The sequence below is a fragment of the Pectobacterium parvum genome, assembly GCF_020971565.1.
Lineage (GTDB): Bacteria > Pseudomonadota > Gammaproteobacteria > Enterobacterales > Enterobacteriaceae > Pectobacterium > Pectobacterium polare.
The window spans coordinates 2,443,874-2,465,415 of record NZ_CP087392.1 but is presented as its reverse complement, the minus strand read 5'-3'; the positions used below and the strand labels follow the sequence as shown (position 1 = coordinate 2,465,415).

The 21,542-nt window shown below is 39.9% G+C and carries 28 protein-coding genes; 19 read left to right on the top strand and 9 right to left on the bottom strand.

Translation table 11 applies throughout. From position 1 onward, the window contains the following. Positions 1 to 208: 208 nt before the first annotated feature. The 3 genes from LOZ86_RS11190 to LOZ86_RS11180 form a co-directional block, all read right to left on the bottom strand. Positions 209 to 541 carry a hypothetical protein gene (locus tag LOZ86_RS11190; protein ID WP_039488081.1) on the bottom strand — a complete coding sequence of 111 codons (333 nt, stop codon included), beginning with the start codon at positions 539 to 541 and terminating at the stop codon, positions 209 to 211. A 12-nt stretch (positions 542 to 553) separates the two neighbouring features. Continuing rightward, the gene (locus tag LOZ86_RS11185; RefSeq protein WP_039488083.1) at positions 554 to 907 is read right to left on the bottom strand and encodes a hypothetical protein; all 354 of its coding nucleotides are present in this window, start codon (positions 905 to 907) and stop codon (positions 554 to 556) included. Positions 908 to 990: 83 nt separating this feature from the next. Further along, on the bottom strand, positions 991 to 1,206 hold the full coding sequence (locus LOZ86_RS11180; protein WP_039488084.1) for a hypothetical protein: 216 nt from the start codon (positions 1,204 to 1,206) through the stop codon (positions 991 to 993). A 144-nt stretch (positions 1,207 to 1,350) separates the two neighbouring features. On the opposite strand from LOZ86_RS11180, the gene LOZ86_RS11175 reads away from it, so the two are divergent. The 5 genes from LOZ86_RS11175 to LOZ86_RS11155 all read left to right on the top strand — a co-directional run bounded on the left by LOZ86_RS11175 (position 1,351) and on the right by LOZ86_RS11155 (position 4,896). Continuing rightward, the gene (locus LOZ86_RS11175) at positions 1,351 to 1,488 is read left to right on the top strand and encodes a hypothetical protein (RefSeq protein WP_230241991.1); all 138 of its coding nucleotides are present in this window, start codon (positions 1,351 to 1,353) and stop codon (positions 1,486 to 1,488) included. A gap of 16 nt (positions 1,489 to 1,504) precedes the next feature. After that, complete coding sequence (locus tag LOZ86_RS11170; RefSeq protein ID WP_230241989.1) at positions 1,505 to 2,470, top strand: phage/plasmid replication domain-containing protein; 966 nt, start codon at positions 1,505 to 1,507, stop codon at positions 2,468 to 2,470. A gap of 14 nt (positions 2,471 to 2,484) precedes the next feature. Beyond that, positions 2,485 to 2,763, top strand: a complete 279-nt coding sequence (locus LOZ86_RS11165) for a G5P family DNA-binding protein (protein ID WP_230241987.1) — start codon at positions 2,485 to 2,487, stop codon at positions 2,761 to 2,763. Between the two features lie 368 nt (positions 2,764 to 3,131). Beyond that, complete coding sequence (locus tag LOZ86_RS11160; RefSeq protein WP_230241985.1) at positions 3,132 to 4,076, top strand: TrbL/VirB6 family protein; 945 nt, start codon at positions 3,132 to 3,134, stop codon at positions 4,074 to 4,076. Positions 4,077 to 4,665: 589 nt separating this feature from the next. Beyond that, on the top strand, positions 4,666 to 4,896 hold the full coding sequence (locus LOZ86_RS11155; protein ID WP_225969948.1) for an EexN family lipoprotein: 231 nt from the start codon (positions 4,666 to 4,668) through the stop codon (positions 4,894 to 4,896). A 705-nt stretch (positions 4,897 to 5,601) separates the two neighbouring features. On the opposite strand, the gene LOZ86_RS11150 is transcribed toward LOZ86_RS11155, so the two are convergent. From LOZ86_RS11150 to LOZ86_RS11135, 4 genes are all read right to left on the bottom strand, one after another. Next, positions 5,602 to 6,339, bottom strand: coding sequence for a hypothetical protein (locus LOZ86_RS11150; RefSeq protein ID WP_230241984.1), 738 nt, complete (start codon positions 6,337 to 6,339; stop codon positions 5,602 to 5,604). 149 nt (positions 6,340 to 6,488) lie between these two features. Continuing rightward, a complete protein-coding gene (locus tag LOZ86_RS11145) occupies positions 6,489 to 6,800 on the bottom strand; it encodes a hypothetical protein (RefSeq protein WP_230241982.1) in 312 nt (103 codons plus the stop codon). Position 6,801: 1 nt separating this feature from the next. Continuing rightward, positions 6,802 to 7,197, bottom strand: a complete 396-nt coding sequence (locus LOZ86_RS11140; RefSeq protein WP_230241981.1) for a hypothetical protein — start codon at positions 7,195 to 7,197, stop codon at positions 6,802 to 6,804. Between the two features lie 99 nt (positions 7,198 to 7,296). Beyond that, on the bottom strand, positions 7,297 to 7,743 hold the full coding sequence (locus LOZ86_RS11135) for a helix-turn-helix domain-containing protein (protein ID WP_181063645.1): 447 nt from the start codon (positions 7,741 to 7,743) through the stop codon (positions 7,297 to 7,299). Positions 7,744 to 7,914: 171 nt separating this feature from the next. On the opposite strand from LOZ86_RS11135, the gene LOZ86_RS11130 reads away from it, so the two are divergent. The 8 genes from LOZ86_RS11130 (at position 7,915) to LOZ86_RS11100 (ending at position 13,608) form a co-directional block, all read left to right on the top strand. Further along, positions 7,915 to 8,967 (top strand): phage/plasmid replication protein, II/X family, encoded by a 1,053-nt coding sequence (locus tag LOZ86_RS11130; protein WP_230241979.1) that lies wholly within the window; start codon positions 7,915 to 7,917, stop codon positions 8,965 to 8,967. A 19-nt stretch (positions 8,968 to 8,986) separates the two neighbouring features. After that, positions 8,987 to 9,265: a G5P family DNA-binding protein gene (locus LOZ86_RS11125; protein WP_230241977.1), complete on the top strand. Its 279-nt coding sequence runs from the start codon at positions 8,987 to 8,989 to the stop codon at positions 9,263 to 9,265. After that, complete coding sequence (locus LOZ86_RS21540; RefSeq protein WP_416054240.1) at positions 9,266 to 9,361, top strand: tail virion protein G7P-2; 96 nt, start codon at positions 9,266 to 9,268, stop codon at positions 9,359 to 9,361. A 113-nt stretch (positions 9,362 to 9,474) separates the two neighbouring features. Further along, positions 9,475 to 9,708: a major coat protein gene (locus tag LOZ86_RS11120; protein ID WP_230241976.1), complete on the top strand. Its 234-nt coding sequence runs from the start codon at positions 9,475 to 9,477 to the stop codon at positions 9,706 to 9,708. A gap of 55 nt (positions 9,709 to 9,763) precedes the next feature. Continuing rightward, complete coding sequence (locus LOZ86_RS11115; RefSeq protein ID WP_230241974.1) at positions 9,764 to 10,921, top strand: attachment protein; 1,158 nt, start codon at positions 9,764 to 9,766, stop codon at positions 10,919 to 10,921. Positions 10,922 to 10,924: 3 nt separating this feature from the next. Further along, on the top strand, positions 10,925 to 11,266 hold the full coding sequence (locus LOZ86_RS11110; RefSeq protein WP_230241972.1) for a DUF5455 family protein: 342 nt from the start codon (positions 10,925 to 10,927) through the stop codon (positions 11,264 to 11,266). Continuing rightward, positions 11,267 to 12,346, top strand: coding sequence for a zonular occludens toxin domain-containing protein (locus tag LOZ86_RS11105; protein ID WP_230241970.1), 1,080 nt, complete (start codon positions 11,267 to 11,269; stop codon positions 12,344 to 12,346). A gap of 5 nt (positions 12,347 to 12,351) precedes the next feature. After that, on the top strand, positions 12,352 to 13,608 hold the full coding sequence (locus LOZ86_RS11100) for a secretin N-terminal domain-containing protein (protein ID WP_230241968.1): 1,257 nt from the start codon (positions 12,352 to 12,354) through the stop codon (positions 13,606 to 13,608). 232 nt (positions 13,609 to 13,840) lie between these two features. Here LOZ86_RS11100 and LOZ86_RS11095 read toward each other — a convergent pair whose 3' ends face one another. Beyond that, positions 13,841 to 14,026, bottom strand: a complete 186-nt coding sequence (locus LOZ86_RS11095; RefSeq protein WP_230241966.1) for a hypothetical protein — start codon at positions 14,024 to 14,026, stop codon at positions 13,841 to 13,843. A 273-nt stretch (positions 14,027 to 14,299) separates the two neighbouring features. On the opposite strand from LOZ86_RS11095, the gene LOZ86_RS11090 reads away from it, so the two are divergent. From LOZ86_RS11090 to LOZ86_RS11075, 4 genes are read left to right on the top strand one after another with little or no spacing between them, the layout of a single operon-like run. Next, positions 14,300 to 15,673, top strand: a complete 1,374-nt coding sequence (locus LOZ86_RS11090; protein WP_230243160.1) for a site-specific integrase — start codon at positions 14,300 to 14,302, stop codon at positions 15,671 to 15,673. Then, positions 15,670 to 17,232 (top strand): site-specific integrase, encoded by a 1,563-nt coding sequence (locus tag LOZ86_RS11085; RefSeq protein WP_125259517.1) that lies wholly within the window; start codon positions 15,670 to 15,672, stop codon positions 17,230 to 17,232. Before LOZ86_RS11090 ends, LOZ86_RS11085 begins: the two co-directional genes overlap by 4 nt. Beyond that, positions 17,216 to 19,582 (top strand): hypothetical protein, encoded by a 2,367-nt coding sequence (locus tag LOZ86_RS11080; RefSeq protein WP_230243159.1) that lies wholly within the window; start codon positions 17,216 to 17,218, stop codon positions 19,580 to 19,582. Before LOZ86_RS11085 ends, LOZ86_RS11080 begins: the two co-directional genes overlap by 17 nt. Next, entirely contained in the window at positions 19,582 to 20,013 is a 432-nt protein-coding gene (locus tag LOZ86_RS11075) for a hypothetical protein (protein WP_230241959.1), read from the top strand. Before LOZ86_RS11080 ends, LOZ86_RS11075 begins: the two co-directional genes overlap by 1 nt. A gap of 109 nt (positions 20,014 to 20,122) precedes the next feature. On the opposite strand, the gene LOZ86_RS11070 is transcribed toward LOZ86_RS11075, so the two are convergent. After that, on the bottom strand, positions 20,123 to 20,431 hold the full coding sequence (locus LOZ86_RS11070) for a helix-turn-helix domain-containing protein (protein WP_125259515.1): 309 nt from the start codon (positions 20,429 to 20,431) through the stop codon (positions 20,123 to 20,125). A gap of 102 nt (positions 20,432 to 20,533) precedes the next feature. Between LOZ86_RS11070 and LOZ86_RS11065 the strand changes: the two genes are divergently transcribed. Together LOZ86_RS11065 and LOZ86_RS11060 are read left to right on the top strand one after the other, a co-directional pair. Beyond that, complete coding sequence (locus LOZ86_RS11065; RefSeq protein ID WP_230241946.1) at positions 20,534 to 21,109, top strand: hypothetical protein; 576 nt, start codon at positions 20,534 to 20,536, stop codon at positions 21,107 to 21,109. A gap of 102 nt (positions 21,110 to 21,211) precedes the next feature. After that, entirely contained in the window at positions 21,212 to 21,535 is a 324-nt protein-coding gene (locus LOZ86_RS11060) for an MbcA/ParS/Xre antitoxin family protein (protein WP_094433190.1), read from the top strand. Positions 21,536 to 21,542 lie beyond the last annotated feature (7 nt).

Below are 21,542 nucleotides of genomic sequence, written 5' to 3'. Positions count from 1 at the left end.
GTGATTTAAGCGGCTGACGGTCGAAGACAAGATAACGTATCAGCGATAACGGATAAACCAATCACGCTGGCCAGAACGCCAGATTCCGCCTCCTTATCTACTGGTTCGCATAATGTACCACGCGTTATGTAGAAAAGCCGTCTGCGAAAATAGAATCCCGCAGGCGGCTCTTTTACATAACGTCATTGTACGAACCAATATTTTCTCTTTAATAATCGGAATCCATAATCTCAACCATTTCATCAACATCTTGCTGAAACTGGTAGTTTAAATGACCCCAACCAAAATCACCGGACTCAAAAGTGTACGTATTTCCGCTCTTCTTGGAGGTAAGCTCGAAGAAGTAATCTGTTGGGCTATATGCTGTTAAAGTAATGTCATACCAGCCAAGATATTTAACTTCAAGCACGGCCATCAATTGGCTATTTACTTCATTAAACACATGATTCTTACTCATTCCTGGGACGGGTTTTTTGTATATAAAAACACCATCTTGGGCAGTTCTAACTCTTACGCCATAAACTCTTGATTTCTTTGCCATAAAAATTACCACTCATTTAGAAAGATCATTTCTCATGGATTCTATTAATTTATTAAAAGCCATGTCCCTTTCTGAACGAGGGCCATCATTGGTATCGACAATTTTTTGAGCGTAATAAGCAACCTTATCAGAACCGAATAGAGTGCAATGTGTTTGCCATAGAGCATATTCTTTTGATGCTTCGGCTGATGGTTTAACGGCTGCTTTATGAAGTGCTGTTAACAACCCCAAATATGCGCTTTTTTTTTCTTCATAAAGTCGCTCATTTTGTTTTGCTTTTTTTGCCATCAAGTTGGAGATGACAGAATTTAGCAAAGTGCCAATTCCCAAGCCTCCAATGATTCCGAGCAGTGTGTTGTAATCCATATTCTCTCAAGCGTTCAATTTTTCACCGCGAAGCGGTTCGGGGTTCTGTGACACCCGAACTTTAGTATGATAACCCGTACTTTTTAACGATGATGAGCCGTGGCTATCTCGTGTTCAATCTTTGCTCTTTCCGTCAGTTCTTCTGCGGCTTCTTTTGCGTAGTCATCAATGAGATGGTTCACAATATCTGTCCATGTAATCTGTTTGCCAGCTTTCTGGCTTGCATCAATCGCTATCCTTTCCAGTTTTAGCTTTCTCTCAGCAGTAATAGCCATTGATGTTCTTTTGGGCTGTTGCATTGTTCACCTGGTTAGATTGTAGAAGCTGTATGTAAGTATACATGCGTGCAATATACCTTTTTAAGGTATGGTGTGCATCACTGCATGCACATGGTGTATGATTTTTTTATCGCATGCCTACATGCTTACATGCAAATGGATTCTATGATGTTCTACGACTGGCTGACCATTGAACAGGATTTTGACTATCAGTTGCCTATTCTTGGCGATATAGCCTATCAGCGGATTCACATCGAAAGTGGTGAAGCATCAGCACTGATGCCAGCCAACTTTTCAGCATAAAGGATCATTTTGCGACGTGATCTCTATTTCAATCAGGGGATCCTCGCTGAAAGTTTCTGGCAATCCGTCGCGATGGGGAAGGGTAGACAATCTTTTTGGCCTCAAATCTGTTGATGCGTGTGTAGATGTTTATAACCAGATCGTTTTATCGCTTGGGCTACCGACATTCACTCGCTGTACTCGATTAATGCCACGACAGGGAAAAGAAAATGAATCTGTTTCACTTGTTGCTGATGGCGGAATAATTCGTGAAATACACATAACTTCAAATCGGGCGGTGGGAGAGGGTAATGAAGATGCTTATATCTCAGCGATCTCTACACTCCCTTATCGTAACAGTGTCCCTCGGCTACACAGCAATGGTAAATCAGTTGATTGGTTATCTAAAAAGGGAAATGCAACATTGATTTACCCTACAGTTTATAATAAAGCTAATGAGCTGGAACTTCACACGGTACAGAAAATAAAAAACAGATTTGGAGAAAACTCATCCGAGTTTAAATATTTAAACGAAGTTATTAGTTTTTGCAAAAAAAATGGAATAGTCAGATTTGAACAAAAACTTAAATCACGATTTTTGCAAAAACATGGTTACTTATTCTGGGGGTTATCCGATTACTCTCAACTTGAGAAATTACACAACCAATTCATTAATCTGGACAAAACATTATCGGTGACTGCTATGGATTTTGAAACTATAAGTGAACATCTTATTTCAACTGGAATTGTTGACACGGTAAGAGCTGCAAATACAACAGCAATGTATGCTTTACAGTGGTTTCATGGTCATACTTTCGATCTTTCAAAGTCTCAGGTTAAAGTCCATAGAGCAAGATTGCGAAGGATAGGTATTGATATTGCTCAACATTGCAATATCGCTAAATTCAGCCCGGTTATTGTAAAGCAGAAAAGGGAAGTTGTTGTGTCCGATTGCACTATTCCATCTTGGTATCAAAAAGCTAATCACTTACGTGTAGCATAATTATGAGGCTTAAAATGTCATTAATTAAAATTGAAATAAAACCATCTCAGGCTCTTGCAGATACTCGCAGCGGCACATCAAAGACAACGGGTAAGCCTTATACAATATCAGAGCAATCAGCGTACATATTTCTCGGTGGGGATTATCCTGAGCTATTTAAAATCACATTGGAAACAGGGCAAGAACCATACCCGGCTGGCTTCTATAGCTTGCATGAAACATCATTGTATATTGGTCAGTTCAATAAGCTTACTGTTGGGCGTGTAAAACTTATTCCATTAAAAGATAAATAGTATTTAGGAGTGTTTTACATGCCAAATACAAGCCCCACAGTCACTGATATGCGCATGGCTAACGCTATGCTAAATCTAAAGCAATTTTTCCCCGAGTTAACAGAGAAGCAATTCCATGTAGCAGCAACATATGCAATGGGAAGAAGTGTATCTCGTACGTCTTCGATTAATAACCGAAATTATGAGGCAACGAAGAAGATGCTTCAGCGTTGCAAAGAAGCTCTTAATGTAGACTCGATAGAATCCATAAGGACAATTTTTATATTCAGGACGCTTTGGGGAATATACGAGAAACAGTAATAAACAAACTAGTATTTAAATGTAAATTCCAATCATTTTATGCACTTTACATTATCAAAGGTGACCACATGGCTATTCAGAATTTAATAACCGAATTATTTAATGATTTATCGTCGGTTATAGAGGGGCAAATTGGTAGTACAGTCTCTTCTATAACAACATCCATTGCTCCCGTTATGGGTGCAGCTCTATGTGTCTATGTCGTTTATATTACCTACAAAATAATATATACAAACAATGAAGTGTTTATGTCAGAAATTATAAAGAATGTAATGTCATTGGCTCTCGTATCGGCATTCGCTGCCAGTACGCCATATTACATGCAGTACGTCGTGCCATTCGTAATGGGTGCTGGAGATCAAATTAGCTCGGCTATCACGGGAAGTCCAGCCACAGCAACGGCACTGGACTCAATGATTAACAATACGAGTGCATGCATAAATAAAATGCTATCAGAAATGCATTTTAGCTTATTCAGCTCTGATTTGGATATAATATTTCAGACGGTTTTTGCTGTGGGATTAACCTATATTGGATCGTTTATTTTTATATTCTATGCTGCTGCATATCTGTTAGTAGCTAAGTTTATGGTTGGTTTATTATTATCTGTAGGTACGATATTTATATGTTTCTCATTCTACCCGACAACTCGCGGATATTTTCAAAGTTGGTGTGGTCAATGCTTAAATTATATTTTGCTAAGTATTATGTATACAATAACTATTGGGATATTGAATGCTTTTATTATGAGCAAATTTGATTTTGATAATTTCGGCCTTGTATCTGCATTCCAAATTATCATTGTATTCTTCATTAGTGTTTTTATTATTCAGCAAATTAGCGTTCTTGTTTCAACTTTAACCGGCGGCATGGGAATTAATGGGTTAACCGGCGCAACGAATTCTTTAATGGGAAAAGGTACTGGGGGCGTTCAACGTTTAGCTCAGGGAATGAAAGCGAAGGGTAGTTCTGTTGTTTCTAACTTTCTTAAATCAGGTATTAAAGGAGCGTAAATCTTTTTGGCAGGTGGTTGCCCTCACTGCGTGAAGACAACCACCGCCCGGTATTCTATATAACGCTACGAGATGTAAAGGCCATGCCGCAAGCGGTCGCTATGCGAGCCTTGACATCTCTCCACTCAATGGCGAACGTTTACAGGTTTAATTAATTATGAATAGCTCGTAGAGATATCAGCACCACGATTATATAGCCCGGAACGGGCGTGTATACATCGATAACGTGCCTGTGTTTCAACATCATAATTTTAAAGGGTATAAAATGAGGTATATTTTGAGGTAAATGAAAAGAGAGAGGGTAATGAATGGGGTAGTCGATAGCATTTGGATTGCAGAAAGATAGCGTTTTGTGAGCACACAGATAGCAATCGGAGAGCATTAAGATAGCAAATCTGTGTGTAAAGCGTGTGCGTTCTGTATGTAGAGTGTGTGCATTATGTGTGCATTGAAATATTCGAAGGAAAAGATAGGCACGCTGCCGATGTATACACGCCCGTTCCGGGTTGTATAATCGCGTGCCAAAGGGTGTCCCTTTGAAACCCTTCGGTGATTGCCTCTACGAGGCTTAATATACAAGGAGAATAGGGTGATTGACTTAAAAAAAGTAATCATTATTACAGCGGGATGTTTATTTATCTCAGCTTGTGAGCCAAAGGTTTATGACGAATCGTATTACAGTGCTCATATTGAAGAAGCAAAAGAAGTAGTACAAAAATGTGAGAATGGTGATGTTTCCGGCGACAATTGCCAAAATGCCAAAACAGCAGTGAATAAAGCCAATGCTAAAAAATGGCTGAAGGATTTTTCTAGCAAGTGATCCTTTGCAAGCCGTCAGCACAGGCGGCTTTATCCTGAAATCTGTCTACCTGTAGCCTGAAAATTGGCTACCTTTGCCGACGTTGGTCGTGAACTGGATGCTGCTTGCAGCATGGAAGGCGGTGTGGCGTTCGTTGCATGCTGCGTTATCGCCTGACCGCCGAAACCCGCGCAGCGGCGCAACATCTCAGAGAAACACCGATCCCATCCAGTCCTGCAAAGCGGGTTTTGCTTTTGGCAGCCTCAGAAGCGATTTAAGCATCTGACGGTCGAAGACGAGCGAATGTATCAGCGATTTGTTTAGATGCAGCTGTAGCGACCCTGAAGCCTAACAACTTCAGGAAACAGGATTCTTTCTACGGCAAGAGACAAGTAAGGTTATGAGCCATCGCATTACCGTTAAATTCATCCGGCCTGTGTCGTCGCAGACGCTTCGCCATGTCTTAGCCGGTGCCGCAGCAACATGGCCATCCGCTCAGCATAATCGCTTACAAGCTGCATCTGCGATGATAGAGCAAAGCACCGGCGTTGTCGCATCAGTCCAGTCATGACCACAGAACCGTTAAATCGCGTCTATCTCTACATTGGTGCGTATAATGTGATACGCGTTATGTTGAAAAGGCCGCTGCGAAAATCATTCCCGCAGCGGCCTCTTTAGCATAACGTTATTATGCGAACCTATATTTATTATTGAGTAATCTTTTCTCTATTTAACTAGATGCTCATAGATTAATGTTGCAAATATAGAGCTTAATATACCTAACGTAATAACGGTGAGCGCCGATAAAATCAGCGATCTAACTGGATGAATTTTCACAAAATCAACCCAACGATAGTATAAAGGTTTCTTTATTCTCTTTATTTCTTTTTTAATTCTTTGAACTAAATTTATCGGTATGTTTTTACCAGAAAACTTATGTTCACAATCACTGCATATTATTGGAGGTGCACAGGATTCGATTAAATCCGTCTTTATTCCATTCATATCAAATAAACAGCCTTTAGTTTCGTCATGAGTAAAACCAAGTGCAGTGTCATAATCAGGGATGCTTTTGCAATTTCTCATGTAAACCATTGAATATGCATACAAAACCCTAAGAATTGCATTCTCTAAAGGAATATTTGCATACGCAAGGTAATCTTTGATTTCATGAAAGGTAAATAATACCTTATTGTTACCCAAGCGCCGACTGTACCAATTATCCTCTAATGGAACATTTGTTATTGCTATTAGAAAATCATATTCACTTAATGAAGGGAGTTGCTCTAGCATTAACCTATCTGAGAAAGCCCAGTCTTCTATGTCAGAGTCACAGGTTAATGTATAATCATCAATGCTTTGGTCAATAAAAAAATGTGATGACTCCCATTTCAATAATTTATTCTTATCAAATCTTGCTGGCATATGTCCGAGGGTGATTATTTTTACTTTTATTTTATTCATTATAGGCTCTGGTTAGTCTTATTTTACCGATGGCGGCTGTTGCAAAAATCTATCATTTAAACGCCGCGAAGCGGTTCGGGGCACTGAGCCCCGAACTTTACCGTGGTTTCCCTCGGTATTTAACTTCTTATCTTTTGGTTTTGATGAGTTTATTTATCTGATAACTTTGGCATAACTTCACCTAATATTTTTCGAACCTCACCTTTTGTTTTTGCTTCGACTAATTTAACTATGTCATCGTCCAGTTCATTTTCATTACAGTCTAAATTAAAAATACTTAATGCTGTAATTAGATGTGCTTTTACAACAGGCTGAATTTCATCATCGCTTGAGCCGTTTAGGTTTGTTTGATTAGCCAGCCATCTTCCATTTATTTTGTAACCATCACTAGCCTTTATCAAATCTAATGCACGATTAACCAATCCTTCACAACTCATTGTTTTATAATTATTTCCTTCCATTTTACACCTCCGGATTTTTGTTTTTTTTGGCTAAAATAACCACACCTTCCGTATAAGAATACCCATAACCATACCCATAACTACCTTTACCATTTCCATTATTAATATCATTTTGTTGATATTTATATGCCCATGTTCCTGATGTAATCGGTGATATGGATATGACTTCATAATTATCCTGATTGAGCTTATTTAAAGCATTGTTTATATCTTCATTTAGTCTTTCACCATCGATTTGACAGTCAGACCATCCATCCTGAATGATTTTTTTTTGGCGTATTTTTTCATCAATATCGATGATCCCAAGAAAACGTTTTGTGTTTCCTGTTGGGACTTTTACTGTAACTTCTTTATAGATTGGCTGGAAAAAACTGGGAACATATACGGTTTTATTCATGATTCGTCCTTCTATCATTATGTTCAAAAATCGCACAATCCAAAACGTGCAGTGTAGGTAATACTGCACGTTTGTCTCATTCCTGAGACTATGCCTCTGTTATTCCTCTTCTGATAGTTCCTTTTTTATAAACATTTTTGTGCTGTAAGTATATGAACTTAAGGCAGAAACCTGTCTGGCGAGAGCCAGAATATCTTGTTTTTCCAGCGTTCTGATGTTCCAGACAATGAAGTTGTGGGCGTTTGTGGTCTCTTTATCTGTATAGCCATCAGCGGAAGTCATTAATTTCCTTTCCGTAGCATCCTCTTTAACGGCAAGCGCATCACCATGAGCCAGAGTATTCAGATCTGCCCCTGTGATTCTGGCTATCTGGATGATATCGCTGAATTTTGGTTCAGTTTTACCAGACGCTATTCTGACCAACGTACTCACGCTAATCCCTGATTTTTCGGCTAGCTCTTCATAAGTCGAATGTTCCAGGATCGCTTTTTTGATCCGCTCTGCTCTCTGCTTATCCGCCATAACTTCGTGCTCAGTGTTGCCCATCAGTTTTACTCCATCTTAACAGTGGTTTTTCAGTAGGTCGTTTTGATGCTCACTTCTGACAATTCAAACAATGCAAATGAATTGACTGTCAGATCTGAGCATATTACATTATGGCTATTAGATGTGCTCAAAAGTGACTATTGACACGTATTTTGATGAGTGTGAATCCTGATGATTGACTGGTTTACTGGCGTTTTACCCTGTACACACCGACCATTGCCGTCTGGGAGTGTCGTTAGCGTTGATGCCGATGGCGCTATTGAGTGGGAAACAGTAAAGCGGTTGACGGTTCGCGGCTCTCATGAGTCAACGATGAAAGTAAGATCTATAGGATCTGATGGTGAAGGCCATGCAACACATCTCTACATTGATGGCAATCCGTCCAAGTTTTTACAAGGGCATTCTGTTATCGGTTCTGATGACTTGCAGGGACTTATATTAACTGCTTACGCAAGAATACTGGCCTTATTGTCTATCCCTCATGATCTTCCTTCTTATCGAATGGTAATGGATGGTCAGTATAAAATTTCCCGCGTTGATATTAACTATATGTATTCTTTATCGACATTAGAAAATGTCAGAGCATGGCTTTATGCCGCAGAATTTAAGGCAAAAACTCGTCATGGCCGAGCCTGTGGAAAGGGTGGAACTGTTTATTTGGGTAAGAACTCTCGTCGCTGGAGCCTGAAGTTTTATTCAAAATATGATGAGCACATATCGGGAAAAAAAGGTCACCAAATTGCAGACGAATTTGTACAGGCAGGGTTACTCGACTGGTCTAAAGACAAACTACGTATTGAATTAACAGTCAGAACAACTGAGTTAATTGATTTGAATCTTACACTTGGTGTTAAGTGGGATATTGAGACTCCCCGTAAATTATTCTCTGACTATATAGGGAGGATAGAAATGAATCAGAATACAATTTTAAATGATGAGAAAATAACTCGATTGCCAAGAAAAATTCAATCTACTTATTTGTTATGGAAGCAGGGGGCTAATATGAGGGAAATGCTACCTAAACCAACTTTTTACCGTCATAGAAAAGAATTACTTTCATTTGGAATAGATATAAATTTTTATTGTGAATCGCCAGATTCGAATAATGTCGTGCCGCTCGTCAGAACATTGGAAGCCAAATCAGCCCAAATCCCTGCATGGGTTCATGAAAAAGGATTGATTTTTGATTACAGCCGTATTTCACATGCCAGTAACTGGCGATAAGATAATGGAGAGATTATAAATGATTAAAATTGAAATAAAGCCCTCACAAGCAGTTGCCGATACACGCAGTGGTGTTTCTAAGGCAACAGGTAAGCCTTATACTATTTCTGAGCAATCGGCATATATTTTTCTCGGTGGCGATTATCCTCAGATGTTCAAGATAAATCTTGAGAATGGACAACCGCCATATCCTGCTGGGATCTACTCTCTTCATGAGTCCAGTATTTATGTCGGAGACTTTCAGAAATTGAGGGTAGGAAAAATAGTACTTGTCCCTTATCAAGATCAATCTAAATAAATGTATTTCATGGAGGATATCATTCAGATTCTTATCGCGTCTGGCATTGTTATTTCTTTTGGTCTGGGCGCAATAACAGCAGGAGTTCTCCGATAATGTATATTGCTTATTTTTTCGGAGCATATGTAATGGGCTTTGCCCTTTTTTATGCGATAGGTTCTTTTAAGTCAATAACCGATCGTTTAATTTAACGTAAAAATGGTGTTTTCATGAAATTAATTACAGTTATTAAATCAAAAATTACCACCGCATCTTTTGCAATTTTTTTCTCCGCAAGTTCTTTTGCTGCTGACAGCTCAACGGATTATGCAGGGCAGGCGATGGACTCTTTACTGACTCAGGCAAACGATCTTATTGCTAAAGTATGGCCTGTTGTGGTTGCTGTTGTTGGCGCAGGTCTGGCGATTCGACTCTTTAAGAAATTTTCTTCCAAAGCCGTTTGATAACGCATCATCAATTTTATTAGGGCGCTGTGCGCCCTTTTTTATAGGGCGTTATATGAAGAAAACGATCTTTACTTTATTTCTTGTACCAGTTTTTAGTTATGCAGCAGATACGCAGGTATTTAGAGGTGAAGCCACAACAGCATATGAAACAAAAAATAGTAATGGGAAATATGTGGCATCACCTGAAGACCAGCAAAGCCTTTGTCAGTTGGCACAAGATAATGCGTTGGCACAGAAAGAATATTTTATAGCTAACTTGCAATCGTCTTTTGGGAAAAAAGTTGATTCATCCTATGTTTTTTCTCGTTGTGGAACTATTGCAGTTACCGGTATACCGTCATCAAAACCAATAGCTGACACCGCTAATATAAAAATAACCATTACTTACACGGTGACAGATGAAGATATTAATGCGACATCATCACAGCAAAAAGAATGTCTGTCTCGGCCAGCTATTGATGGTGTGTTTAACAATGTCTACTCCGATAAAGATAACCGTTATATTAACTATAATAATTGCCAGTATGAGGCAGGAGGAGTCGTCGTTTGTCGTTCGGATGGTTCAACATGCACAGCAAGTTGGGTATCTACAGGGCAATTAACTAATGATTCTTATCCCTCATCATCCGTTATAAGTGATAACTCGTCCACTGACGAACCATCAGAGCCTTCTGGTTCAGTTTTAACTAAAAGTGACGTTAAATCAGCGGTTAGTGAATCTCTGAAAGAAAACAACGCTCTGCAATCCGACGCCATTGCTTCGCAATTGACAGAAAAGGGTGACGTAACAAAATTCACAGCTGACTCTGATAAACAGTCTCAGACTTATGTAACGTCAATCGGCGCTTCACTGGATAATTTAGTACGTGGTGCGGCACGTTATGCTGATCCTAATCGCGCAGCTCAATATGGTACAGAGTACTCTGAGTTAGATCACGCGACAGATTTGGCTGACTCACTTTATGGAATTGATAAAAACTCACATGGTTCCACCTGGGAGGCTTTTTTAAGTCAGGGTGCATTACTTCCAACGCTGCCTAATGGGAATGGATGCTCTGATTTTATTATGTTTTCTGGTGAGATATATCAGATAAAAATTGACTGTACTAAGCTAGTGACTATTAAACAAACATTATCTTGGGTGTTTTACGCATTAACTTTCTGGTATGTGTTTACATCATTTACCTCTTTACTTCGGAAAGGAGAGTAACTAATGCCAGTTCTTCTCGGTCTTCCTGTTTTATTCCGTCTTCTTATTGGATTTGTCCCTCTGGTTTTAGGCTATATAGCAAAGTTTTTTTCTCGTCTTGTAACCAGAGGGGGAATTATTGCTTTCGTTTTTGTTGCTATGATTTCAGCAACTGTTGGTCTACTGACAGAACACCTTTCCTCAGTTATTGGCGGGGTGATGCCTCCTGATTTTTCAAATTTAATATCTTCAATACTCCCCGATCATTTTCAGGAATGTGTTAATACTTTAATGATAACAAGAATATCTGTTTTTGTTTTTGACCTTAAAGAACGGTTTATATCCATTGCTAATAAGGTTGTATGAATGGCCGTTTATGTTGTTACTGGGAAATTAGGTTCAGGAAAAACGCTTGTCAGCGTGTCAAAAATTCAAGAAAAACTGGTTCGAGGATGTACCGTTGCCACTAATTTAGACTTAAAGTTGCATAACATGCCTGATGTTGGCCGTAATGCAAAAAGAACACGAGTAATAAGAATACCTGACAAACCGAACATTTGTGACTTGCAATCATTAGGTTATGGAAACACATCTTACGATGAGTCAGATAATGGCCTGTTAGTTCTTGATGAATGCGGCACATGGTTTAATAGCCGCTCTTGGGCTGATAAAGAGCGTCAGGATGTTATTAACTGGTTTTTACACGCCCGTAAATTTGGGTGGGATATCATTTTTCTTATTCAAGATATTAGCATCATGGATAAGCAAGCCAGATTGGCATTGGCTGAACATGTAGTTTATTGTCGGCGAACGGATAAGTTAGCTATACCTTTTGTTGGGACGTTATTATCCATTATTGCTAATTCCAGATTTAGCTTTCCAAAGATCCATTTTGGTATTGTAAAATACGGAGATAATATTAATTCTATAACTGTAGATAAGTGGGTTTATACAGGTGCCAGTCTCTACGCTGCATATAATACAAAGCAAGCTTTCTCAGATAGTTATCCAAATGGGGCATTCTGTTATCTTCCACCTTATCTCACGCATGGTCAGTTTTCAGTTAATAAAGGAATGAGTTATTACATGAGAATCACTAAAATCTGGTTTAGACGTGGAAATCGTATTTTTATGATGGCTTCATTTCTTGCTCTCGGTATTGCCTGTGGGATGTATTATCAACAGTATAAAGATGCAGGTGAGTCAGTCTCTGTCAAAACAATCCCATCGTTATCTACAGAAAAAGATGAGGCTTTACCTCGGTTATCTATTTTCTCATTTTCTCAGTTTGGTCTTGATGCATCAGTTACATTTCGAGATGAAAAAGGAAACTTATATAACAGTTTCGACCTGATAAAGAAAGGGCATGTGATAGAAATAAAAAGTGCATGTCGAATTATCGTCAAGAAAAACAATTACGTTCAGACAATAACCTGTCAGGAATGATATCTATGCGAAGATTACTCACTTTACTTATTCTTAGTTTCTCTGTTCATGTGTATGCTGAACCTGTTAGCCTTAATAATTCTCCGATTAGATCCTTTGTTCAATGGTATTCAGAAAAAACGGGGAGGGCGGTTATTATTAATTCTGATGTTAAGGGAAATATCACCGTATTCAATGCAGATGTTAATCAGGATAACGTCGACAATTTTTTTAAATCCGTCTTAAATGCTAACGGCTTTATTATGATCGCCGGCGATCCCGCTATTGTGTCATTGCCGTCTAAGCTTCCGTCTCAAATTACTGAGGATAGTGGCTATGAATCAGCTAGTTATGATACATATCAGGCAACACCCATGCCAGAAACGGTTGAACTGGCTATTCGTAACTTCAAACTGCATCAGGTCCGATCCTCCGATGTTCAGGAACTGATTAAGATTTTTTTGCAGTCTAACGGTGGCGGTAATGTTGTTGATTATCCGGGAAATAATGCACTTATCGTTTCTGCACCGGAATCAATCTTACCAATGTTGGCTGAATTTATTCAGTCAGTGGATGTTGCCCGTGACCAGGTGCTTATTCAGTCATTGATGTTTGAAACCAGCCTGTCTGATGGTGTCGATTTATCTTTTGCTGCGGGATCTGCATCAGGGCATAAGGTAGCAGGGGGCTTTAATACTTCCGTGCTGGGTAACGCACTTTCTACAGCAGGCGGCTCTTTCGGTATATTTGACGGTAATGTACTGGCATTATCGCTTCGTGCGGTTCAAAGCAATGCTAATTCAAAAGTGATATCAACTCCGCGCATTCTTACGCAGTCAGGCCAGACAGGGTATATTTCCGTTGGTAAAAATGTACCTTTCATCACAGGACGTGTAACGGGGGAAGCTGCTGGGGTCAACAATCCTTTCCAGACAATTGAACGCCATGATATTGGGATTTCATTAAAGGTTACACCTGTTGTCATGGGTAACAGTCAGTTAGTTCTAACGATCGACACCCGCGCTGACTCAATCAATAATGATGAACAGGCCTCCGATATCGTTACGAATCAACGCCAGATACAGACTACGGTTCAGATTAAGGATGGCCAGACTCTTTTGCTAGGCGGGTTAATTGATACTGCGCAGACAGAAGGAGAACGCTCAGTGCCATTTATCAGCCAGATCCCCATCATCGGCTGGTTATTCCAAAGTCACTCTGACAGCAATAATCAGCGCATTATGTACGTGTTGCTGACTGCGCATGTTATTCGGGCGTTATGATGGTGTGCTGATGGGTGCGGAGCCCCGTCAGCACACTGTCATAACGTTGTTTGAGGTTTTTAGTTACTGTTTTTATTGATTTTTATGCAAGCAGGTACAGATTTACCAACACAGCTTTCTGTTTTTATCGTAACGACGGACAGTAACAAAACTTGCTTTTGTTGCTGACCGCCGTTGGCCAAGCCGCAATAGTTCCTGAGTGTATTTTGGGTACTGATTGCGGCGCGGCAGATTAGCTGCGCTGGTTTTTGTAGCACTCAGTAAAATGTATTTTTTCGTATTCATGAATAGCTGTGCATAACGATAGAAATCGGTTTTCTTCAGCCGAACCTACAGTCATGTCGAGATCGAACAGCGGTTCAACCTCTGAGAGAGCCGCCAGATATTCCTGTTCAGTTTGTAGAATTGCCATCGCCATGATTTAAACTCGTCGCTTAGTTCAGTGCATTATAGGCAAAAAAGAGTTTTGTGGATGCGGGGATTTACTCAACGGAACGGCCAGTTCCCGCGAACGCCTTCATTGGTTCGCATAATGTATATTATGTTAAATCTTGTTTAATGCACAATTACTTCACGAACCAATTCTCACCACTAAAAATCATGTAGTTAAAGCGCCACTCACCTTTTCATTGCAGTAGTTATGTTTAAGAGTTACTTTCTTCATATCCATGCATTTGATGAGGACTTTATGATGTTTGTAGTCACTCAACTCAATGTTGTACCGCATAAGCGACTGTGGGTTTTGGTCGATTCAGAAACAAGCCTGCCACTTTTGTTTCCACTTAGATTTCTTGTCGATCGCCTGTCTTTGCGTTCTGTGTCCACTCAAGCAACTACCCTCCAGGCGCTAAAGTTTTTCTATGATTTTTGGTTTAATAAATATGGAGTAACTTTTTGCTTCAGTTTTTACCAGTCGGGACATAATCCTCTGATTGCTATTGAAGAGTTGGAAGCTTTTTTCCATTATTTGGAATGCGGAAAATCTAGTGTTCCTATACTTAGGATTGCAAACCACCAAAAACCTGCTACTCAAAGTTGCACGAATGCAAAGCATGTGCATGCTGTTATTCGCTTTATCACATATATGATTAATACTTATATTTCACCACGGTATATGGATGAATCTCCCAAGGAACTGTCTCGTCTTTCCTCAAGATTGACAAATCGAGTATCGATGATCCGGGAGGAGTTTCAAACTAGTAAAATTAAAAAATCTCATAAACAATTCCGTAGCTTAACGCCAGAGATGGTAAGATTTTTTTACGAGATTATCAGGCCAAATTCACGTTCCCGAGCGAATCCTCTTAATCCCTTCCCTATCGGCGAAATTCAGTTTCGTAATTATTTAATTTGTCGTCTTTTGCTAAATTATGGCTTGCGTGTTAGTGAACTCCTACTTCTGGAAATAAATTCAATAAAAACCAATATCAAGGGAGACCAGTTCAGTATTATAGTATCATCTGTCGAAGATGATGTCAGGGATCCTAGAAAACGACTGCCAACTCTAAAAAACATTTGGGCAAGTCGAGTGTTGGCTCTTGAATTACATGATTATCAACATTTAATTATCTATATCAATAAGATACGACGTCAGGTGGCGCATGATTTTGTATTTGTTTCTACTGTAAATAATAACGCCCCATTATCCTATCACTCTGTATATAATCTTTTTACTAAAATAGATAAGGTCATTGAGAATAAATTTTCAAAATACAAAAAAACAGAGTATTTTGATTCTGTCTATAATATAACCCCTCATGTCACTCGACACACATGGGCTTACCTGACTTTGCAAAAAATATACCGTGATAAATATCATAAAATTAAACATAACTCACGGCTTTCTGGATTTGATTTCTCCATTGCTGGCTTGATGAGTGAAGCCAAGGATGAGCTAAGAATTCTAGGAGGTTGGAGCCACGACAGTAACATGCCAGATCTTTACGCACGTCGCTTCCTGTCAGAACGAGCGAATATAGCAAATATCAACAGAATTATCACAGATACCTCAGATGACAATCTTTTTGATATTACTGCTAAGGCATTTACGGAAATAAATACATGAATAATAATCAGTTGGAAATTGGTGAGTTTGAAAATAATTTTTATGACGTTAAACAGGTTGAGAAAATCAAGAAACTTAAAATCCCATCAGAAATATACCTGAAATCGGCTGACGTATTTGACGATAAGCATATAATTTCAGAAGGTAACGACTGGATTTTCGACTATTCTGGTAGCCGTTTGTATATTCACTTCAAAAAAGATAAAAAAAGCAACAGATTACTTAAGTACATTCTGTTTCATTATGCTTCAACTAGATCTCCTGCATCATTATATCGAGTATATCAGGCATGGTCAGATGTTATTGAGTATTGCAATACTCAGTCAGCTTTTAACTTTCAGGTCATAAAAAATTATCTTGAATGCAAAGATATTCATTCCACATATTTTTTCTTCATCATTTTTGGTCTCAAGGTGTTCTGTATCGAAGAATTTCCAGGCTTTACCATCGAAGACTATGAAGACCTTGAATTCATTGCTCGTCCACATTCCAACGGCTGGGGAGTCTACCAAGAAATAGATAACGTCTTAGATCCACTCGAAAAAAACATGATCAGTAAGGGACTGTTTGAAATAGACGCTAACATACGCCAAGGCAAGCCCTACAGCCGAAAATTTCTGCGCAATGTCGCCATCCTTGGATTGATCTATGTCACCGGTGCTCGGCCAGTTCAACTGGCTAAACTTGCAGTAAGGGATTTGCGTATTGATACCCGTAGTCTTGATACTGGACTAATTCGCTATAGTATTCTTCTCCCCTACGCAAAGCAGCGTCGTGTCACCACTGAACGATTGTTTTTGGCGATCCCACCGGAAATCGGAGGGCTTATTCGGCACTATATTGAACGTACTCAACTCAAACCAGACGACAAGCTATTTGAGACAGGCTGTTCAGCACCTGAATTTGTTTCCAATGCTATCAACCGCGCCATACTTAACTTCAGTCCGCCAGATTATCAGGCGGCAGTCGCTCGCGGAGATGCTGCCGAACCCATAATTACACCTACTGATTTACGTCACAACGTTGGTCACTCTCTGGCCATGCAAGGTGCAAGCGCTGAGGAAATAGCCCATGTACTTGGACATTCCTCATTGGTGGCCGCAAAACATTATATTTTAGCTACACCAGCGCTGGCATTGATCAGAGCCAAAGCGCTCGGTGTTAATCCTGTCTGGCAAAATATGGTTGCCATGATGTTGACAGGAAAACTGACATCCGCTCAAGATTGGCAAGGTTACCGAGTGACAGGAGTGGTTGGCGACCAATTGCATTATGATATAGGTGGTTGCTCCAGAACTGATGGTAAGTGTCCTTTCTGTGAAGTGCGATGCTGTTACGGCTGTTTGTATTACCGCCCTTTCACTGACGGCGATCATCAGGCAGTTCTGGATAGTGTAATCAAAGAAGTTGATGAATTAATAACCATTTCAGATAGTGTTGGTAACGCGCGTAATCCTCTCATTTCCATCCATGAAACCACGCAATTTGAAATCCAGTCTGTTATTGCTCGTTGCCGTTTTCATCTGAAAAAAGAGGTACATGATGAAAAAAAACTTTGAGCAATTTCAAATGTTCATTACCGAACAACAAACCTGGTTTGAACAACATCTTGCAACTGACTTTGCCCAATCATGGGATGACTCTGCATGGACATGTGGTACTAAAGGTAGCGGTTGGTTACGTGGCAACGGTAAAGGTTCGTTGCAGTTTGATAAAATTGGCCGTTTAAAAGGCATTGAAGGAAGTCTGGCAATAGATGATGCCTATAGACAGTTTATGAAGTCGATGCTGATTCTCGTATATAAAGGAAAAAACCGAAGCATATCTGCTGCTGTAGCAACTGCAACGATGATGATTTTGAAACGCTGGTACCACGCATTGGTGGAAATTACCGGACAAACTCACCCAGTCTATTTGACCACAGACGTTATTCTCCGTGCAATGGATGTCCTCAGCGCCGCATCAACACCAGGCGACCCTAATACGGCTAATTACAAAGGTCGCTGTGTGAGTCTCCAAAAATTTATAAATCATCAGGCATTTACCCTCGTCACTTTGCAATATGTTTCTGATAACCAATATACCAACCAAACGAATTTGACTCGTAAGGCTCAGGAAACCATTGCACTAAAACGCCAAGATAAGCTGGCGGATATGGCGACCGATGGTGAGGATTCATTGATTACTATTCGTGGCTTCTTGAACATTGTTGCTTTAATCCATCAAGTAGAAAGTGATGCCGAGAAGATAGCTCTGAATTGCTTGTTATTACTAATTATTACTGGTTTTCGTTCTGTTGAAGCATTCAACCTCAGACAGGATGCTCTGGTTAAACGCCATATTGATGACTCAGCAGCACGTAAGCGACTTCAGGACAAGGGACTTCCTGATTATTTCCTTGGCATACGTTATGTTGGTGTTAAAGGCGCTGGAGAACGCACGCACTGGATAGAACCGTTAGCGGTACCGTTGGTTGAGAACATATTCAAAGTGGTCAAACAGTTGACCGCTCCGATGCGTCGCCATCTGATCTATTTGCGGGAAAAATCGTTTAGTGATTTTTTGCCAATGGGCATCAGCAACCTGTCCGGTGAGTTAGTCGAATTGGATAATGTGGTAAGACATATCGTCCAAACTTCATCAAATCATCGTGGCCGCGCTGGACGGCGAGATAAGGCTATCAAGGCGCTGACAAAGCGTAGCATTTTTCCTGCTAATGAAATTTTGGAATCGCAAAACAGTAAATCCATTTATTATTTCAAAACAGATCTAGACCGGTACCTAAAAGCTGAATTTGGAGGGGACAATACTCGTTCTCCCTGCACTCACGCTTGGTCCGAGGGCGGCAAGAAGTATACGATCAACTATGAAGAATTGCTGTTCATACATGTAAAAGGATCATTGGCGTTGCGTCGTACCCTAGCATTACTAGCTGTACCCATACCGCTCAGTAACCAGTTAATGAATAAATTTCTGGGCAATGTTGATGCTAATGGGTCGATATTCAGTAAATACAAGTTGCTGGAAGATGACGGCATCCCTACTCATATGCGTACCCATATTCCCCGGCATAATATTAATACCTTCCTCGCTATTGCGGAGGTTTCTGATCATTTACAGGCTATGTTGATGGGACGTGTAGATATTACGCAAAACAGACATTACCAACATCTGGCACTTGCTGAACGTAGAAAAGTGGCTTCACTGATTGGCTTTCAGTCAACATCCACAGCATTAGCCACTGAACCTCATTCCTCCTCAGTTACAACGCCGCTGGATATTGTAAAACACACGGGATATATGGTGGTCACAGAGAATATGGTGCTTGATAACAACATTAAAGCCAATCTACACACCTTTGATGATCGCAACGATGTGGCTGGGTTTATCGAGGCGTCATTTGCCGATGGTTTATTTGAGGATATTGCCGCAGCTTTTGAAGAAATCAGTAACAATGAAGGCCCAGAACAAGCAACCGAGATGGTGGAAAGACATGCTGTACTACATCCACTGAAATTCGGTTCCTGTACGCGTACAGTTAATCTCTGGGGGTGTCCTTATCGGCTGAAATGCCAGAGTGTGGCTTTTTGCGAGCATTTCACCCTTACAGGACGCATTGATGAGTTGTCCAACCTCTTCGCGAAAAAACAGGCACTACTGCAATCACACTCAAAACTGACTCAGCTTGCTAAACACCAAACGGATTACCAGTCCAAACTGGCTCAGATCGAACAAAGTTTGCAACATCTGGATACTATTCAATCACAATGGTTGAGTCGCGCTGAAGCACAACGGTTAATCTCAACAGAAAATGTGCTGTCAGGAGAGATAAAAGTTGAAGGAGAAATAAAGACATTGTCACAACTCTTTGCTTTAGAGCACAAAAAACTGACTAGGGGGAACCTCTGATGCGTGGAAAAGAACTGGACACACTGATTGAACATGAACTACAACTTATGATGATTGAAGGCTTTGATAAATCGCCTATTTCTGCCAAAGCTTTGCATACCCGCCTTAAGGAAAAGGGTATTCTCAACGGAGGTTTAAGCACACTGAGCAGCTTGGAGCGAAAGCGGCTTATTGCAGCCTACGTTGATCAGCAGCTCAATCCCCTGAACTTACGTCCTAAAGAAAAACAGCAATATGTTAACCGTAAAACCCGCCAGGCGTTATTGGCACGAAATCAGCAATTACAGAATGAAATCAATGAGCTACGCGATAAACTGGCACAAAATACCACTGCCCTGATTGCAATTGTTAAAGCGGTGAAAATTAATACAACGATTCCGGTGGAAAGTCTGCTCGCACCGCACGTAATCAAAGAGTTGCATAAATCGTAATGAAACAATTGGATGAAGGCTATCACTAATAACATGGTGGTTAGTTGTGATGCGCCGAAAGTGCAGTAACTGTTTGAAAAATGCTCTAATTTTTGATATTCACGACTGTTTAGCTCTGATTTTTCAACCTTTCGATCAACTGGATACGTTCTTCTGGCGTCATCTTAGATATGAGCAATGATAACTCTGCTGTTATCTGGTCGTCGCAAAAAAAGTAGTTCAGAGGAACTCCCAGTTCACTTGCCATACGGCGCAATGTGTCAATGTCAGGGATATGTCTCCCCTTCTCATAATGATTCATGCGACTGCTGGCTGAGGCTGGATCAAAACCGACAAGTATACCCAACGCTCGTTGCGAGATGCCTGCTTTGATACGGGCTTCTTTGAGTCGTTCTGGTATTGGGTTGGTTGTGGACACGTAATCATCTTGAATAGCCTAGTGTTGCTTAGATTGTCTAAGTATCTTGCATTGCTGTATACTTAGCAATCCTAAGCAACAATTTTACAGAACCACATCGCTATGAATACTCGGGTAGCCAATGCTGAAGCTTATATTTATGCTGCAATCAAAAAGGTAGATAGAGATAGCTTCACAGTCAATGAAATTGCATCTATTGTTGTTGGTGAATTCTTAGTCAAAAAAAATGCTGGCAATGCCAGAAATTTTGTATATCACCAATTCCAGAAAATGATCAAAAAAGGTTTACTCGTTAGAAAAAAGATGAAAAGCATCAACCAATTTGAATATACATTAACTAAGCAATTCTTTAACATCGTCTCTGAAATGAGGAGCTCTTCCTTACTTCTAAAGTTTGAATCAGAAAGCCTAAATAATGAACTAAAAACTAACGGAACCGATGAAATATTAAAAAAAAGTTATGCAATTAAGTTGAATCGACACAGAATTAGATATGAAACGGAACTCGCTCATGTAATTGGTGAGAAAGAGGCTTTTGATGAAATAATCACCGATTTTCCAGAGCATAAGCTGGAGTTCACGACAATTTCAGATGAACTTAATAAGCAGGTTTTTCGTTTAATGGGTAAAATTAACGCAATTGGTAGAATAAAATCTCATATTTCTGACGTTGTATAAAGGAAAACGCTGCTATCCGTTGAGGTCATAGCTTAACTGAGCGATTAGTATACTAATAAGTATAACGTTATTTTTAGTATTAAATTATTATAGGTGTTTTCTATGAAAAAATCAGTGCGAAATTCCACGATGACTGACATTGTCAGCTTGAAAAAAATGACGCTGATTCAGAGGAAAATACACGAAATGACGCTGCTGAAAAAATCATTTGATGACGCATATAAAAAAGACACATTGCGGTCTTCATTGATATCAGAACGTGCGATAGAATTATTTGAGGGCGATGCTGATCTGGCTAAAAAATGGTTAGCGGAGCCAAATCGGGCATTAGGATGGATATCTCCTAATGAAATGTTGCCGGCCCCAACTGGAATAGATACCGTTCTCAGGTTGATCGCTCAGTTGCAGCATGGCGTTTATCCATAAACAGTTT